Origin of the sequence: Mycobacterium sp. shizuoka-1 (assembly GCF_002723835.1) — a bacterium.
Taxonomy (GTDB): Bacteria; Actinomycetota; Actinomycetes; order Mycobacteriales; family Mycobacteriaceae; genus Mycobacterium.
The window spans coordinates 1-16627 of record NZ_BEWG01000111.1 but is presented as its reverse complement, the minus strand read 5'-3'; the positions used below and the strand labels follow the sequence as shown (position 1 = coordinate 16627).

Here is a 16627-nt window from a genome sequence, read left to right as displayed (position 1 = left end):
AGGTAAGCATCGAGCACAGCCGGCCACCGCCTCGAAAAGCATGACCATTGGCCGAGCTCTTCTGCTCCTGATTCAACAAGTTGGTAGGCATGGGCGGCCATGCGGATCAGGTCGGGGATCGGCAGCAGCGTGCCGGCGGCGGTGACGGCGTGCCCGGTCTGGGCTTGTAGGTCTTGCACGGTGGCCGTCGCGATCACGGTGACGGGTAGGCCGTTGTGCTGGCCCAGTTTCGGATCGCCCAGCGTGCTGCGCAGCAGCGCGGTGAGGGCGTCGTGCTGGCGCTGAGCACAGCTGCGCAGATCCCGTTGCGTGCCCTCGTCGGTGGGCTCGCCATTCACGGTGGGCTGCTCGTCGGCGGGGTTGCACATGCCGGGTGCGGCGAACGTCGCCAGCCACGCATCCATCAGGGACCGTAGTTCGGGGTCGGCGATGAGCCGGCCGACGCTCATCCCGTCGACCTGTTGGCCGCCACACCAGGTGAAGCCGCGCTTGCGGGCCCGGTCTTCGTCGGAGAACCGGCCATCGGGGTTCAGATGCAGCGCCAGCCGGTAGGCGAGCTTGTCCAGTTGATCGGGGCGCAGCACCCGAGCTTTGTCGGCCAACGACCGTTCGGCCTTCTCCCGCTCGACAGCCGGGACGTGGTCGGGCAGGTCGCGGAAGAACCGCTGGATCACCCGCAGATGCTCACCATCCAACAACCCCTCCCGCCACGCCTTCGAGGTTTCGGGCAGCACCGGTGCCAGCGGCTCCCCGGTCAACGCCCGCCGCGGCGCCAGCTGTTCGGCATCCCGGATCCGGCGTTTGGCCTCACGCGGGCTGACCCGCAACACATCCGCCAACGCGATCCCGACCGGCGGGCAGCCCTCGAAACGCTCCAACCGCGCGACCACGGAGTGTGAGAGTGCGACCTGACGGCGCCGCGCGGCCTCCAACCGCTCCAGCACCGCGAACCGCTCCGGCGCCGACACCGCCTCGACCTCGACCGCGGCCAGACGAGCCACGACATCGTCGAGCTCCGCCAACAGCACATCGATCGAACCCACGCTGAGAACACTAGTTCGAACCACCGACAGAAACGCCCCAGCCTGTGGATCAACCCGAGACTGGGGATAAACCACTGGCGTGGAACTGAATTCAGTTCCCTAATCGCCGAAGCTGACGACCTCGCCACGATTGATCGACACCCAGTCGCGGGCTTCCAGATAGGGCCGGAACGTCTCGGTGATCAATTGCCCGTCGGCGGCGGTCTTGGGCCGCTGAATCTCGTAGAGGTGCGGGAACTCCGTCCACGCCACCACGGCATCCCACAGCCGCACCGCCGCGTCACCGGTCGGCGGATCGATCAGCACCGGGCCGAACAGGCACTGTCCGTCCGGGAAGAACAGCGTCGGCACGCCGTATCCGTCGGCGGCCACCACGCGCTGATGATCGGCCAACACCTCGTCGCTGGTACTGGGATCGGCGATCGCGGCATCGACCAGCCCCGGATCGAATCCCAGCTCGCCGAGCAGGTGCCGCGCGACCGCCGGATCGTGCGGCTTGTGCCCCTCCACGTGCAACGCCCGGGCGGCCCGCTCGTACCAGGCGTCGACATCGGCCATCGACCGACGGCGCAGCAGCGCGCCGATCCGCATCATGGACCAGCCGTAGGACCAGTCCCGTTCCCACGGGTGCTTCTTGCCCTCTTGGCGGTTGATCTCCTCGAGGCTGAAGAACCGCCAGTTCACCACCAGCCCGGTCCGGTCGCGCACCTCGCGGATCCAGCGCGACGTCTGATACGCGTACGGGCACATGACGTCGAAGTGGAAGTCGACGAACTCCGGCTGACCGCTCACATCGTGAACCTCAGATTGCGGGCGGCGCGCTCACCCAGCTCCGCGTCGCCGCTCCAGCTGACTACACCCGCATCGATCTGCGCCTGCGGATCGATGCGTCCACTGGCCAGCATGATGAACGTCGTCGAGTCCGTCGTCAGCGTCGCATCTGGATTATCAAGGTGGGCAACCTGTTTGGCGCGACCATCGACCGCCACATTGATCTCCCGGACCAGCGGGCCGGTGAGCCGGAACGCGATGCTGCCGCCCTCGGGCACACCGATCTTCTTGCCCGCGATGTAGCCGATCGAACCTTCCACCTGGGCCAAGGCCAGCTCCGCGGCCAAGCCCGCATCATCGGTCGGGCGGCCCAACGGAATCGTGATGTCGCGGACATGCACCCAGAAGTCGAAGACCCGGATCTCCAAGAACCGGCCGTAGGTACCCGGGCCGACCGGCATCCACGACGGCCGGTCCAGATCGGCCGGCGTCAGCGCAGCCAGGTCGCGCCGCCGCTCGGCCAGCACCGCACCCACCTTCTGCACCAACACCGCAGGCTCGTCGGTGCCGGCGAGGAACTCCGCCGCCCGCTCGAACGGCGGCGGGGTGGTGACATCCTGCGGCAACCACCCGGCCAGCACCGCCTCGATGCTCACCACGTGCTGGATCACCGCCCGCATGTCCCAGTCCGGACACAACGACTGCGCCTTCCAGTCGGCATCGCTGAGCTCGGTACACAGGCCCTCGATCGACGTGTAGCAGGCCTCCAGCGCGTCGCGGATCTCATCGAGACTTCTCATGGTGCCGATCAAACTACGCGCGGCCGGTGGGCGCGGCTTTATCGGGCCGATTCACCCTGCCGCGCCCCTCAGCCTGCGGCGTTGGGCAGCAGCGGCGGGCAGGCCCCCGCGGCGTCGGTGGCGAGTTCGAAATGCCACAGCTCGTTGGCATAGATCCGGCACAACCCAAACCGCGCGCCGTTGGCAATCAGCCATTGGTCAGCACCCACGCCACCCACGTCGACCGCCTCACCGATGACGTGTTTGGAAGCCTCCGGCGTCTGGACGTACTCGCGCGCGGCGGCCAGGCTGCCGTACTGAGCGATCGCATTGTCGAGCAGGCGCTGCTGGAACTCCGGTGAGCGCCATCCCGACGTGATGGTCATGGTGATCCCGTCGGCCGAGGCGGCGGTGGCCGCCTGCTGAACAGCGTCGAGCAATCGCGGGTCCAGGCGTCCGACGGCAGGGTCCTGCACGTCGAACGGGGTCAGCACTTGACCGTCAGCCAGCGACCCGTCATCGGCCGCCACGGCGGGGGGTGCCACGACAACGGTATTGTCGGCCAGCCGGATTCGCGGCGGCTGCGGCGCCGTCGCGCCGGCCAACAGGGCCAGTGCCACGGTGGTGGCGACTCCCAGTGGGCCGGGCGCGAGGAACGCGAGAGTGCTGCGCATGATCGGTCCATGATTGCCGCAACACCGCGTCGTCGGCAAACCCGTGCCCCCGCATCGTCAGCGAACTCTCAGCTGCCCGACACCGCCACCACGACCTTCAGCCCCTGCCGCTCGGTGGCCGACTCGAACGCCGTGGCGGCCTGCACCAGCGGATAGCGTTCCGTGACGACCGCATCCAGGTCGATCGCGCCGGTCGCCAGCCCGATCGCCCGGGGATAGGTGTCATTCATCCGCCGCACCATCGCGAACGTCACGCCTTTTCGCCGCGCGGCGGACGCCGGAAACGACGACTGGTCCTGCGACGGGATGCCGCCCAGCACCACACGGCCGCCCGGGCGCACGACGTGCACGGCGGTCGCGATCGCCTCGTCGGTGCCGGCCATCTCGATGACGACGTCGACGCCGCGCCCGGCCGTCGCCTCCTGGATACCCTCGACCGCGAGCTCGGGTGTCCATACCGCGTCGGCCCCGGCGCGTGCCGCGGCCAATCGACGATGTTCGAGCGGCTCGATGGCGAACGCCCTTCGCGCACCGGCTTGTTCGGCGACCTGAACGGCGAGGTTCCCGATCGGCCCCGCGCCCACGACGGCCACGTCGGATCCTGGCCGTAGGTGGCCGAGGCCGACGGCGTGAATCGCCACACCAAGGGGTTCCAACAGCGCTCCCGCCGCGTCGCTGAGCTCGTCGGGCAGTGGATGCAACAGGTGATCGGGCCACAGCAGTTTCTCCCGCAGCGCACCGTCGAGCACGCCGTGTCCGGCGAACTGCACTGTCGGGCAGAGGTTGTGGTGGCCGCAGCGGCACATCTCGCAGGTCCCGCACGGAATGGCCGGGTCGACGGCCACGCGGCGGCCGGCGTGCGGACCCGTGATCGCGACCGCGGCGAACTCGTGCCCCGGGACCACCGGGTGCTCGATGCGGTTCTCCCCGATCCCGCCGTCGGCGAACCAGTGCAGGTCGGATCCGCAGATCCCCACCGCGGTCACCGCCAGCAGTGACCAGCCCGGCGGCGGTGCGCCGGGCTCGTGTTCGGCGCCGACCCGCAGATCGCCGACGCCGTACAGACGGCCGGCCAGCATCAGCTCATCACCGGCTCACAAGCCCGCGGCGACATGGTGATACACGTCGTTCCACTTCAGCTCGTGCCGAAACCCGCGCACCGTGGTGGCCTCGTCGATCACCAGCAGTTCGGTGTCGGTCATCGCGGCGAAGTCGTCGATCGTCTCGATCCCGACCGCGGTGGTCATCACCGTGTGGTGCGGCGCGCCCGCCATCAGCCAGGCTTCGGTGGAGGTGGCCCACGACGGCCGGGGCTCCCACACCGCGCAGGCGACCGGGAGGTTGGGCAGTTCCTCGGCAGGTTCGATCAATCGAACATCGTTGGCCACCAGCCGGAATCGAGAGCCCATGTCGCAGATCCCGATGATGACTCCGTCGGCGGGCGCTGCGGTGAAGCGCAACCGGACCGGATCGGCGCGGCGGCCGATCGACAACGGATGGACCTCCAGCTTGGGCAGCCCCGCCGCGATGCTCGGACACACCTCCAGCATGTGGGCGCCGAGGATGCATTCGCGACCAGGGGTGAGGTCGTAGGTGTAGTCCTCCATGAACGAGGTGCCGCCCGGCAGTCCCTCCGACATCGCCTTCACGGCGCGGAGCAACATCGCGGTCTTCCAGTCGCCTTCGGCACCGAACCCGTAGCCGTCGGCCATCAGCCGCTGCACCGCCAGTCCGGGGAGCTGACGCAGCCCGCCCAGATCCTCGAAGTTCGTCGTGAACGCATGGAAGCCGCCGTCCTGCAGGAACTTCCGCAGGCCAAGCTCGATCTGGGCGCCGTCTCGTAACGATCCGTGCCGGTCACCGCCGGGCAGCAACTCGGGCGCGACGTCATAGCTGTGCTCGTACTCGCGCACCAGCTTGTCGACGTCGGCCGGGCGGATCGCGTCCACCACCTCGACCAGATCATTGACGCCGTAGGTGTCGATCGACGCCCCGAAATGAGCCTCGGCTTCCACCTTGTCACCTTCGGTGACGGCCACACCGCGCATGTTGTCCCCGAACCGCGCGACCTTCAGCGTCGACAGTTCGGCGGTGCCCAGCGCCGCCCGCACCCAGGAACCCACCCGCGCACAGGTGCGCGGGTCGCTGACGTGGCCGGCAATCGTCTTGCGGGACGACGACAGTCGCGACTGGATGTATCCGAACTCGCGGTCGCCGTGGGCGGCTTGGTTGAGATTCATGAAGTCCATGTCGATGCTGTGCCAGGGCAGCTCGACACCGAACTGGGTGTGCAGGTGCAGCAACGGCTTGCGCAGCGTCTTGAGTCCCCGGATCCACATCTTGGCCGGCGAGAAGGTGTGCATCCACGCGATCACCCCGATGCAGTCCGGGGAGGCGTTCGCCTCGCCCAGGACCCGGGCGATCTCGTCGGAGTCGGTGACGACGGGCAGCCACCGCACCTCGACCGGGATGGCGGGGCTGTCGTCGAGCTGTGCGGCGATCTGGCGCGACTGGTCGGCGACCTGGTCCAGAATGCCCGGCCCGTACATGGTTTGGCTGCCGGTGATCAGCCACACCTGACTGGTGACAAGTCGGGACACGATCATCGGTGGTTCTCCTGGAGGGTGTCGGCGTGCCGGCCCGGCTGGCCATACACGTTCTGGTAGCGCTCGAACAACGCCGCGACGTCGGCCGGGTCGATCGGCGGTGTCGCTCCGAGCTGGCGGCTGATGTGGACGGTGCGGGCCACGTCTTCGACCATCACCGCTGCCTTGACGGCGTCGCGGGCGGTCCGCCCGATCGTGAACGGTCCGTGGTTACGCATCAGCACGGCCGGGGATCGGCTGCCCCGCAACGTCTCCACGATCCCACGCCCGATGGAGTCGTCGCCGATCAACGCGAAGGGTCCGACCGGGATGTCCCCGCCGAACTCGTCGGCGGCCATCGTCAGGACGCACGGTATCGGTTCGCCCCGGGCCGCCCAGGCGGTGGCGTAGGTGGAGTGGGTGTGCACCACGCCGCCCACCTCGGGCATGTGGCGGTACACGTAGGCGTGCGCGGCGGTGTCCGACGACGGGGCCAGCGCACCGTCGACCAGGTTGCCGTGCAGGTCGCACACCACCATGTCGTCGGCTGTCAGCGAATCATAGTCAGCCCCTGAGGGTTTGATCACCATCAGGTCGCTGCCGGGCACGCGGGCGGAGACGTTGCCCGCCGTCCAGATGACCAGTTCGTAGTGGGTCAGGTGAGCGTGCAGATCGCACACCTGCTGCCGCAGCTCGGTAATGAGGCGGTTGACCTCGGCGGTGATCGTCATGGGGCAGCTCCCGCTGGTCGGGACGCACCGATCCGGCGGAGCCGGCGCATCATGTCGTTGCCGCGACCGAACCAGTCATGCACCTCGACGTACTGGTGGTAGAGCTGGTTGTAGGCGGCGACATTGGCCGGAATCGGTGTGTAGGCACCGCGAATGCGGTTGCCCATCTGTTTGGCGGCGGCGCGCACGTCGCCGAATGCTCCGGCCGCGGTGGCGGCATGGATGGCCGAGCCCAGTGCGGGTGCCTGGGTCGAGGGCACCGTGGACAACGGCAGGTCCAGGACGTCGGCGTAGATCTGCATCAGCAGGCGGTTCTTCAGCAGCCCGCCGGCCACCACGAACTCGGTGACCGGTACCCCGCTGCCGACGAAGGTCTCCACGATCATTCGTGTCCCGAATGCGGTGGCCTCCAACAGCGCCCGGTACATGTCCACGCAGGTGGTTGCCAAGGTTTGGCCGACCATCACACCGGAGAGCTCGTGATCGACCAGCACCGAGCGGTTTCCGCTGTGCCAATCCAGCGCGACCAGGCCGTGCTCACCGACCTGTTGACGTGCCGCCAGGTCGGTCAGGTACTCGTGCACGGACAGGCCCGCGTCACGGGCGGCGACCTGGTGACGTTCAGGCACACAGTTGTCGACGAACCAGGCGAAGATGTCGCCGACGCCGGATTGCCCGGCCTCGTAACCCCACCGGCCCCGCAGGATCCCGCCGTCGACCACCCCGCACATCCCGGGTACCTCTCGGAGCACCTCGGAGTTCATCACATGGCAGGTCGACGTGCCCATGATCGCGACCAGTTGGCCGGACTCGACTGCGTCGGCGGCGGCCACCGTCACGTGGGCGTCGACATTGCCGACGGCCACCGGGATTCCCTCCGGAAGTCCGGTCCACTGCGCCGCCTGCGCGCTGAGATGGCCGGCTCGGTCGCCGAGCTGGCCGATCGGTTGGTCCAGTTTGGCGACGACATCGGCGAACTCGGGGTGCACGGCCGCCAGGAACTCGCGGGACGGATACTCGCCGTCCTGGCGAATCCCCTTGTAGCCCGCACTGCAGGCGTTGCGGACGTAGGTGCCCGTCAATTGCCAGACGATCCAGTCAGCCGCCTCGACGAAGTGATCCATGTCCAGGTAGGCCTGCGGGTCCTCCTCGAGCATCTCCAGCGCCTTGGCGAACTCCCATTCACTGGAGATCGTGCCGCCGTAGCGCGGCAGCCACCATTCACCACGCTGGGCGGCGACGGCGTTGATGCGGTCCGCCTGCGGTTGCGGCGAATGGTGGCGCCACAGCTTGGCGTACCCGTGCGGACGTTGTGTGTACTCCGGCAGCTCGCACAGCGGCGTTCCGTCGCTGCGCACGGGGATCATGGTGCACGCGGTGAAGTCCGTGCCGATGCCGATGACGTCGGCGGGGTCGATCCCGGCCCACGCGATGGCCTGCGGCACGGCCGTGCGTAGCACGCTGACGTAGTCCGACGGCACCTGCAGAGCCCACTGGGCGGGCAGGCGAACATCGGTGCCCGGGAGCGACTGGGTGATCACGCCGTGTTCGTACGGATGCTCGGCGCTGGCGAGTTCGTGACCGTCCTCGACCCGCACCACCAGCGCCCGGCCGGACAGCGTTCCGAAATCGACTCCAACGGTGTACTTCTGACGGCTCACGTGTTCTCCCTGTTCACCGCGGTGCTGTCGCGGACGATCAGTTCCGGCGACAGCAACGGCACGCTCGTGGTCGATCCGGCCAACGTCGCCGTCACCAGGTCGATGGCGCGCTGGCCGATCGCCTGGAAGTCCTGCCGGACGGTGGTCAGTGACGGGTTGAGGTAGGCGGCCTCGGGGATGTCGTCGAAGCCCACCACGCTCACGTCCCCAGGCACCGCCAGTCCGGCTTCGGTGAACGCGTGCAGCACCCCGATCGCCATCTGGTCATTGGCGACGAAAACCGCTGTGGCACTGCGCTCGCGGGCGATCTCCCGACCGATCTCGTAACCGCAAGCCGGGGTCCAGTCACCCTGCCAATGCGCACCGGGCTCCAGGCCGGCGGCCCGCATGGCCTGTTCGTAGCCGGTACGGCGGCCCTTGGCCTCGGTCCAGCTCATCGGTCCCGACACGTGATCGATGGCGCGGTGCCCGAGCTCGATCAGGTACCGGGTGGCCTGGCAGGCGCCGTCGATCTGGTCGACGCCGACACTGAGTCCGCGCCCCGAGAGGTCGCCTTCGACGACGATCAGCGGCAGACCGGCCTCGGCGGAATGTGCGACCGCCAGCGCGTCCTCCTGCGCGGCCACCATCACGATCGCCTCGACCGACTGCTGGGCAAGATGATCCAGGGCACCGCGCAAACCCTCGACGGTGACCTCGGCCAGCGGCACCAGGCTGGAGAAGTAGCCGGCGGCCCGAGCGGCCTCCTGCACCGATCGCTGGATGCTCGACGGCCCGTACAGCCCGCTGTTGGTGCCGACGATGCCGATGATCCCCGAACGCCGGGTGACCAGCGCGCGTGCGGCGGTGTTGGGTCGGTAGCCCAGTTCCTCGATCGCCTGCTCGACGCGCGCCTTGGTCGCGGGCCGGATACTGCTGGAGCCGTTGATCACTCGGGACACGGTCTGGTGACTGACGCCGGCAAGCCGCGCCACGTCGGCCATCACCGGCTTGGGTGTCGGCGGTTGGGTCGGCTGGCTGCTCATCGCGGTCTCCTCACCACTAATCGCTGCACGAGGACGAATACCAAGAGCAGACCACCTGTCATGATCCGGGTCCAATAGGAGTCGAGATTGGCGGTGGTGACGAACAACTGGATGGTGCCCAGCACCAGCACCCCGACCACCGAGCCGAGCACGAAGCCGACACCGCCGGACAGCAGGACGCCGCCGATGACCGCGGCAGCGATGGCGTCAAGCTCCATGCCGACACCGTTGAGGCTGTAACCCGACAGTTTCTGCACCGCCAGCAGAAGTCCCGCCAGTGAGGCGCACAGACCGCTGATCGCGTAGACCGACACCCGGGCCTGAGCTGCGCGCAACCCCATCAGCTGAGCCGACTGCCGGTTGCCGCCGATCGCGTAGACGGTGCGGCCGAACCGGGTCTGATGCAGGACGTACACGGCGACACACACCACGACCGCGGCGATCACCACCGTCCAGCGGATGAACTTGTCCTCGTAGAGGTACAGGTAGTTCAGCCCCAGCGCCCGCATCACCGGATCCTTGATCGGCAGGGTGTTGACGCTGATGACGTAGCACAGGCCGCGGGCCAGGAACATCCCGGCGAGGGTGACGATGAACGGCTGCACGTCGAAGTACTCGACGATCAACCCCATCGTCAGCCCCAGCAGCGGGCCCACCACCAGGGCCGCGGCCATCGCCAGCGGGGCGGGCCAACCGGCCCGCAGGGCGGTGGCGACGATGACCGTGGACAGTGCCACGACGGCCCCGACGCTGAGGTCGATCCCGCCCGTGAGGATCACGAACGTCATGCCGACGGCCAGCACGATCAGGTAGGCGTTGTCCACCAACAAGTTCAGGAACACCTGGGTGGGGCTGGCGAAGTCGTACCGGGTGACCACGACGGCGAACATCACCACGAACAGCAGCAGCGACACGACGGGCGACAGGTAGCGGCCGCGGACCCTGCGCAGGAATGCCGACGCGTCGAGTTGGGGCCGGACCGAGATCTGGGTGCTCATTTGGCCGCCATCGCCGAGATCGAGGTCGATGCCGTAGCCGGCGGCACCGGGACCGGATTCGCCGGGGATGCGGGCCGCGGCCGGGACGGCCGGTGCCGCAGCCGTGCCATCAACGCCCGGAACCTGGGCGCCTGCAGCAGGCACACCGCGACCACCACCAAAGCCTTGAACACCAGCGTCGTCTCGGGGGTGATCCCCGCGGTGTAGACCGTGGTGGTCAGCGCCTGGATGATCAAGGCTCCCAGGATGGTTCCGGTCAGGCTGAACCGCCCACCCGACAGCGAGGTGCCACCGATGACCACCGCGAGGATGGCATCCATCTCGATCCACAGTCCGGCGTTGTTGGCATCGGCCGCCGAGATGTTCGACGCGATCATCAGCCCGGCGACTCCCGCGCACAGGGCGCAGAAGACGTAGACGGTGAACACGATGGTGCGGTGGCGCACCCCGGCGAGCCGGCTGGCCTCGGGATTGATACCGACCGATTCCAGCAGCAGACCCAGCGCGGTCCGCCTGGTCAACAACCCGACCAGAGCGAACACCGACAAGCTGACCAGGATCGCCACCGGTAGCCCGAACGCGTAGCCCGCACCGAGGATCTTGAACGGCGCGCTGCTGACCGTGACGATCTGCCCGTCGGTGATCGACAGCGCGATTCCCCGTCCTGCGGTCATCAGTACCAGGGTCGCGATGATCGGCTGCACCCCGAATACCGACACCAGCAAGCCATTCCACAGTCCGAGTCCGACGGCGGCGCCCAGCGCGATTCCCATCGCGGTGACCACCGTGCCAACCGCTGCCGGATCGGCGGAGGCGGCGATGTGGGCGCAGGCCAGCGCCCCACTGACCGCGACCACCGCGCCCACCGACAGGTCGATCCCCCGCGAGGCGATCACCAGTGTCATGCCGAGCGCCACCAGCATGGTGGGCGCGCCGTTGCGCAGGATGTCGATCACGCTGCCGAACAGGTGCCCATCCTGGATCCGCACGCTCAGAAAGCTCGGTGTCAGAACGACATTCACCACCAGCAGGGCGACCAGCGCCAGCACCGGCCAGACCAACGGCGACGCGCCCAGTTTCTTGATCATGATCCGCTCCCGCCTGCGATGAGCGCGGTCAGCTCCTGCGCCGTGCATTCCCGGCCGACCTGGGCTATGCAGCGCCCGTCGCGGAGCACCACCACGCGGTCGCTGATCCGGGCGACCTCGTCGAGTTCGGCGGAGATGAACATCACCGCCATGCCCTCGGCGGCCAGGTCGGCGACCAGCTTCTGAATCTGGGCCTTGGCGCCGACGTCGATCCCCCGGGTGGGCTCGTCGAGGATCAGCAGCCGCGGTTGGGTGATCAGCCAACGCGCCAACAACACCTTCTGCTGGTTGCCGCCGCTGAGATCCTTGACAGCGGTTTCCGGGCGTCGCGGCCGGATGTCGAGGGCCTCCAGGTAGCGGGCCACCAGATCGTCCTTGGTCTTCTTGGCCAGCGGACGGGCGAAGCCGCGTCGCGCCTGCAGCGCAAGCACCAGGTTGTCCCGCACGCTGAGCTCGCCGACGATGCCTTCGCCCTTGCGGTCCTCGGAGGTGAATGCGAACTTCCTGGCGATGGCAGCCCGCGGAGATCGCAGCCTGGCCGGTTTGCCGTCGACCACCATTTCCCCGCTGGTCGCGCGGTCGGCGCCGAACAGCAAGCGCGCCAACTCGGTTCGGCCCGAGCCCAGCAGTCCCGCCAAGCCGACCACTTCGCCGGTGTGGATGTCGAGGTCGAGCGGATGCACCCGCGGTTCGCGACCGATGCCCCTGGCCCGCAGCACCGGTTCGGTGCCGGGGTCGGTGTGGGTGACCGTGTCGACGATCTCGTCGAGCAGATCGAGTTCGCGGCCGAGCATCGCCGCGACCAGCGCCACCCGGTCCAACGACGACGTCGGGTATTCGCCCACCAGTCTGCCGTTGCGTAACACCGTCATCCGGTCGGAGATCTCGTAGACCTGGTCGAGGAAGTGGGAGACGAACAGAATCGCCGTCCCCGCGTCCCTAAGCCGGCGCATCACCCGGAAGAGTTCGGCGACTTCCTCGGCATCCAGGCTCGAGGTCGGCTCGTCGAGGATCAGTACCCGCGCCTTGACGGCCATCGCCCGCACGATTGCGACCAGCTGTTGCACGGCGATCGGATGATCGCCGAGCGCCGAGCTCGGATCGATGGTGAGGTCGAGTTCGCCGAGGAGTCCGGCGGCGGTGCGGTTCATCGACCGGTAGTCGATCCGGCCGAGTCGGCGGGGTTCGCGGCCCAGCAGGATATTCTCGGCCACCGTCAGATTGGTGCAGAGATTGACCTCTTGGTAGACGGTGCTGATGCCGGCGTCCTGCGCCTGCCGGGGACCGCTGAACCGTTGCTCGACACCGTCGATCGTGATCTGGCCCGCGTCGATGTCGTAGACACCGGTCAGCGCCTTGATCAAGGTCGACTTGCCCGCGCCGTTCTCTCCCATCAGCGCGTGGATTTCACCGGGCAGCAGCCGGAAGTCGACACCGTCGAGCGCCCTGACACCGGGGAAGTCGATGGTGACATCGTGCATGGCGACCACCGGCTGTTCGGTGGGCGCGAGGCGCGGTGCGGTCATCGTGGTTCCTTCGGTGCGGGGCGGTGTCAGTACTTGCGTTCGGGGAGGGCGGCGGCGGCCTGTTGTTGGTCGAAGGTCTGGTCCGGGGTGACGACCCGGGCCGGGACGGTCTCCCCGGCCACCACCTTCTTGGCGAGATCCATCAGTTGCGGGCCGAGCAGCGGATTGCATTCGACGATGAAGTTCAGCTTGCCGTCGGCAAGTGCCTGCATGCCGTCATGGGTGGCGTCGATGGCCACGATCTTGATGTCCTGACCCGGTTTGAGGCCGGCGGCCTGGATCGCTTCGACCGCGCCGAGCGCCATGTCGTCGTTCTGCGCGAACACCACGTCGATCTTGGGGTTGGCCTTCAGGAAGGCCTCCATCACCTGCTTGCCGCCGGACCGGGTGAAATCGCCGGTCTGCGAGGCAATCACCTTGAGGCCGGGGTTTGCGGCGATGGCGTCGGCGAACCCGGAGCTGCGTTCCAGCGCCGGATCGGAGCCGGTGGTGCCCTCGAGTTGGACGATGTTGACCGGGCCCGGGGTTCCCGCGTACTGCTTGACCACCCACTCGCCGGCCCACTTGCCCTCTTGGACGAAGTCGGCCCCCAGGAATGTCTTGTAGACATCCTTTTCCTGGGTGTCGACGGCACGGTCGGTGAGGATGACCGGGATACCGGCGTTCTTGGCTTCCAGCAGCACCGCGTCCCAGCCGGTGCGCACCACCGGGCTGAAGGCGATGACGTCGACCCGCTGCTGCACGAACGAGCGGATGGCGGAGATCTGGTTCTCCTGCACGCCGTTGGCGTCGGAGAACTTCAGGTTGACTCCGGCTGCCTTGGCGGCGTCCTGGATCGAGGTGGTGTTGGCGGTGCGCCAGCCGCTCTCGGCACCCACCTGGGAGAAGCCCATGGTGATGGCGCCGCCCGCGGTCCGGCTACCGGACTCACCACCCGGCGCAGGCCCGCTGCCGCACGCAGCCAGCACACCAATCGTCGCGATGCCGAGCACCGCGGTGAGAATCCTTTTCACGACAACTCCTTCGATGTCCCGGATGTCCGGATCGGCCTGTGCCGCAGGGAATCCGACCGGCCACGGCGGATGCCGCAGACGATGTGACCGGCGTTACACCGTCGGATGTTAACGCTCACATTCTGACCCTGTCAACCGTTTGTTAGCGCTCACATCGATTGCAGCCGCGGTCTTGACAAAGCCGTGAGCCCCGTCACAAGATCGTGAATGTTAGCGCTCACATCATTGCTCGTCCGGTCTGCGTGACCGCGGTACGAGGTCGACCAAGACGGAGGGTCTTCATGCGCATGGGCTTTGTTCGGATAGCGGGCGCACTCGCCCTGGCGGCCGCGCTCACCAGCGCCGGCTGCGGCCGTCCCACGACAACCGACACCGGCGCAAGCGGTGGCGAACGGACCGGGACCGTAGGCATCTCGATGCCGACGAAGTCCTCCGAGCGCTGGGTCGCCGACGGCAACAACATGGCCGAGCAGTTCAAAGCACTCGGCTACACCCCCGACCTGCAGTACGGCGACGACGTCGTGCAGAACCAGGTGTCGCAGATCGAGAACATGATCACCAAGGGCGTCAAGGTGCTGGTGATCGCGCCGATCGACAGCTCGTCGCTGACCAACACGCTGCAGCGCGCCGCCGACGCGAAGATCCCGGTGGTCAGCTACGACCGGTTGATCCGCGGGACCCAGAACGTCGACTACTACGCGACGTTCGACAACTTCAAGGTCGGCGTCCTGCAGGCCACCTACATCGTCGACCGGCTCGGACTGGCAGATGGCAAGGGCCCCTTCAACATCGAACTGTTCGCCGGGTCGCCCGACGACAACAACGCGACCTTCTTCTTCAACGGCGCGATGAGCGTGCTCAAGCCCTACCTCGACAGCGGCAAGCTCGTCGTCAAGAGCGGACAGACCTCCTTCGACCAGGTGGCAACCCTGCGGTGGGACGGCGGGCTGGCGCAGTCACGGATGGACAACCTGCTCAGCAGGGCCTACACCACCGGTCGGGTGGATGCGGTGCTGTCGCCCTACGACGGCATCTCGCTGGGCATCATCTCGGCATTGAAGAGCTCCGGCTACGGCACACCGACCAATCCACTGCCGATCGTCACCGGTCAAGACGCCGAGCTGGCGTCGGTGAAGTCGATCATCGCCGGCGAGCAGACCGAGACGGTGTTCAAAGACACCCGCGAGCTGGCCAAAGCAGCTGTGCAGATGGCTGATTCGCTGCTCACCGGAGGCAAGCCGGAGGTCAACGACACCACGACATACGACAACGGCGTGAAGGTGGTCCCGGCGTTCCTGCTCCAGCCCGTCAGCGTGGATGCCACCAACTACCAGAAGGTGCTGATCGACTCCGGTTACTACAAGCCGGGACAACTCACGTGACGGGTGACCTGCTGACACCGCCACTGCTCGAAATGCGGGGAATCACCAAGAAATTCGCCGGGGTCACCGCCCTGTCCGAGGTGAACCTGACCGTGCGCCACGGCGAGATCCACGCTATCTGCGGAGAGAACGGCGCGGGCAAGTCGACTCTGATGAAGGTGCTCAGCGGGATCTATCCGCACGGCAGCTACACGGGCGAGATCGTTTTCGACGGCCAGCCCGGCGACTTCAAGGACATCCGGTCCAGCGAGCGACGCGGCATCGGCATCATCCACCAGGAGCTGGCACTGGTGCCGGTGCTGTCCATCGCCGAGAACATCTTCCTGGGCAACGAGCACGCCTCGGCGGGGGTGATCAGCTGGCACGAGACCATGCAGCAGGCGCAACAACTGCTCGATCGCGTCGGGCTGCGCGAAAGCCCGCGCACCCGAATCTCCGACATCGGGGTCGGCAAGCAACAGCTGGTCGAGATCGCCAAGGCGCTGTCCAAGAAAGTGAAGCTGCTCATCCTCGACGAGCCCACTGCGGCACTCAACGACGAGGACAGTCGGCACCTGCTCGACCTGATCACCGGCCTGCGCGGCCAGGGACTGACGTGCATCATCATCTCGCACAAGCTCAACGAGGTGATGCGGGTCGCCGACACCGTCACGATCCTGCGCGACGGCCGCACCATCGAGACCCGGCCGGTCGACGGTGAGCTCACCGAGGAACACATCATTCGGGGGATGGTCGGCCGCGACATGGTCGACCGCTTCCCGGAGCGCACCGAGCACACCATCGGCGAGATCACCTTCGCGATCGAGGACTGGACGGTTTTCCATCCGCTCGACCAGCAACGCAAGGTCGTCGACGGGGTCTCGATCAACGTGCGGCGCGGCGAGGTCGTCGGTCTGGCCGGGCTGATGGGGGCCGGTCGCACCGAGCTCGCCATGAGCGTCTTCGGCCACAGCTACGGGCGCAAAGCCGGCGGTACTGTCGTCAAGGACGGCAAGAAGATTCGCACGCGCACGGTGCCGGAGGCCATCAGCCACAAGATCGCGTACGCCACCGAGGATCGCAAGCACTTCGGGCTCAACCTGATGGACGACATCGCCCGCAGCGTGACGATGGCCTCGCTGCACAAGGTGAGCCGGGCGTCGGTGATCAACGAACACGAAGAGACCGTGGTGGCCGAACGTTTCCGCAAGGACATGCGCATCAAGACCTCGTCGGTGCGCGCAACCACCGGCAATCTGTCCGGCGGCAATCAGCAGAAGGTCGTCCTGAGCAAGTGGATCTTCGCCGACCCGGATGTGCTGATCCTCGACGAGCCCACCCGCGGCATCGACGTCGGCGCCAAGTACGAGAT

At 67.3% G+C, this 16627-nt stretch carries 15 protein-coding genes; 2 read left to right on the top strand and 13 right to left on the bottom strand.

Annotated elements, in window-relative coordinates; genetic code table 11:
- The 13 genes from MSZK_RS27725 to MSZK_RS27665 all read right to left on the bottom strand — a co-directional run.
- Positions 1–1043, bottom strand: a 1043-nt coding sequence (locus MSZK_RS27725) for a 13E12 repeat family protein (RefSeq protein WP_099251742.1), incomplete at its 3' end; no start/stop codon positions are given.
- A gap of 99 nt (positions 1044–1142) precedes the next feature.
- Positions 1143–1835, bottom strand: a complete 693-nt coding sequence (locus MSZK_RS27720) for a DsbA family protein (RefSeq protein ID WP_099251741.1) — start codon at positions 1833–1835, stop codon at positions 1143–1145.
- Complete coding sequence (locus MSZK_RS27715) at positions 1832–2614, bottom strand: maleylpyruvate isomerase family mycothiol-dependent enzyme (protein ID WP_099251746.1); 783 nt, start codon at positions 2612–2614, stop codon at positions 1832–1834. The genes MSZK_RS27720 and MSZK_RS27715 overlap by 4 nt, the downstream gene beginning before the upstream one ends.
- A 68-nt stretch (positions 2615–2682) precedes the next feature.
- Positions 2683–3267, bottom strand: coding sequence for a M15 family metallopeptidase (locus MSZK_RS27710; protein WP_099251740.1), 585 nt, complete (start codon positions 3265–3267; stop codon positions 2683–2685).
- Positions 3268–3335: 68 nt separating this feature from the next.
- A complete protein-coding gene (locus tag MSZK_RS27705) occupies positions 3336–4346 on the bottom strand; it encodes a zinc-binding dehydrogenase (protein WP_233211551.1) in 1011 nt (336 codons plus the stop codon).
- A gap of 15 nt (positions 4347–4361) precedes the next feature.
- The gene (araA, locus tag MSZK_RS27700; protein ID WP_099251738.1) at positions 4362–5873 is read right to left on the bottom strand and encodes an L-arabinose isomerase; all 1512 of its coding nucleotides are present in this window, start codon (positions 5871–5873) and stop codon (positions 4362–4364) included.
- Positions 5870–6583, bottom strand: coding sequence for an L-ribulose-5-phosphate 4-epimerase (locus tag MSZK_RS27695; RefSeq protein ID WP_099251737.1), 714 nt, complete (start codon positions 6581–6583; stop codon positions 5870–5872). Before MSZK_RS27695 ends, araA begins: the two co-directional genes overlap by 4 nt.
- A complete protein-coding gene (gene araB / locus MSZK_RS27690) occupies positions 6580–8244 on the bottom strand; it encodes a ribulokinase (RefSeq protein WP_099251736.1) in 1665 nt (554 codons plus the stop codon). The genes MSZK_RS27695 and araB overlap by 4 nt, the downstream gene beginning before the upstream one ends.
- The gene (locus tag MSZK_RS27685; protein WP_099251735.1) at positions 8241–9269 is read right to left on the bottom strand and encodes a LacI family DNA-binding transcriptional regulator; all 1029 of its coding nucleotides are present in this window, start codon (positions 9267–9269) and stop codon (positions 8241–8243) included. The genes araB and MSZK_RS27685 overlap by 4 nt, the downstream gene beginning before the upstream one ends.
- A complete protein-coding gene (locus MSZK_RS27680; protein WP_099251734.1) occupies positions 9266–10267 on the bottom strand; it encodes a sugar ABC transporter permease YjfF in 1002 nt (333 codons plus the stop codon). The genes MSZK_RS27685 and MSZK_RS27680 overlap by 4 nt, the downstream gene beginning before the upstream one ends.
- Positions 10264–11355, bottom strand: coding sequence for an ABC transporter permease (locus MSZK_RS27675; protein ID WP_199203520.1), 1092 nt, complete (start codon positions 11353–11355; stop codon positions 10264–10266). Before MSZK_RS27675 ends, MSZK_RS27680 begins: the two co-directional genes overlap by 4 nt.
- Entirely contained in the window at positions 11352–12881 is a 1530-nt protein-coding gene (locus MSZK_RS27670; RefSeq protein WP_233211550.1) for a sugar ABC transporter ATP-binding protein, read from the bottom strand. Before MSZK_RS27670 ends, MSZK_RS27675 begins: the two co-directional genes overlap by 4 nt.
- A 26-nt stretch (positions 12882–12907) precedes the next feature.
- Positions 12908–13894, bottom strand: coding sequence for an ABC transporter substrate-binding protein (locus tag MSZK_RS27665; RefSeq protein ID WP_099251733.1), 987 nt, complete (start codon positions 13892–13894; stop codon positions 12908–12910).
- A 281-nt stretch (positions 13895–14175) separates the two neighbouring features.
- On the opposite strand from MSZK_RS27665, the gene chvE reads away from it, so the two are divergent.
- Complete coding sequence (chvE, locus tag MSZK_RS27660; protein ID WP_099251732.1) at positions 14176–15276, top strand: multiple monosaccharide ABC transporter substrate-binding protein; 1101 nt, start codon at positions 14176–14178, stop codon at positions 15274–15276.
- 32 nt (positions 15277–15308) lie between these two features.
- A partial coding sequence (locus MSZK_RS27655; RefSeq protein WP_099251743.1) for an ATP-binding cassette domain-containing protein occupies positions 15309–16627 on the top strand: 1319 nt, incomplete at its 3' end.

Excerpts from the sequence above, each read along its gene's own strand:
- MSZK_RS27715 (WP_099251746.1), bottom strand. The coding sequence starts at position 2,614 with ATGAGAAGTCTCGATGAGATCCGCGACGCGCTGGAGGCCTGCTACACG.
- MSZK_RS27710 (WP_099251740.1), bottom strand. The coding sequence starts at position 3,267 with ATGCGCAGCACTCTCGCGTTCCTCGCGCCCGGCCCACTGGGAGTCGCC.
- MSZK_RS27705 (WP_233211551.1), bottom strand. The coding sequence starts at position 4,346 with ATGCTGGCCGGCCGTCTGTACGGCGTCGGCGATCTGCGGGTCGGCGCC.
- araA (WP_099251738.1), bottom strand. The coding sequence starts at position 5,873 with ATGATCGTGTCCCGACTTGTCACCAGTCAGGTGTGGCTGATCACCGGC.
- MSZK_RS27695 (WP_099251737.1), bottom strand. The coding sequence starts at position 6,583 with ATGACGATCACCGCCGAGGTCAACCGCCTCATTACCGAGCTGCGGCAG.
- MSZK_RS27685 (WP_099251735.1), bottom strand. The coding sequence starts at position 9,269 with ATGAGCAGCCAGCCGACCCAACCGCCGACACCCAAGCCGGTGATGGCC.
- MSZK_RS27680 (WP_099251734.1), bottom strand. The coding sequence starts at position 10,267 with ATGAGCACCCAGATCTCGGTCCGGCCCCAACTCGACGCGTCGGCATTC.
- MSZK_RS27675 (WP_199203520.1), bottom strand. The coding sequence starts at position 11,355 with ATGATCAAGAAACTGGGCGCGTCGCCGTTGGTCTGGCCGGTGCTGGCG.
- MSZK_RS27670 (WP_233211550.1), bottom strand. The coding sequence starts at position 12,881 with ATGACCGCACCGCGCCTCGCGCCCACCGAACAGCCGGTGGTCGCCATG.
- chvE (WP_099251732.1), top strand. The coding sequence starts at position 14,176 with ATGCGCATGGGCTTTGTTCGGATAGCGGGCGCACTCGCCCTGGCGGCC.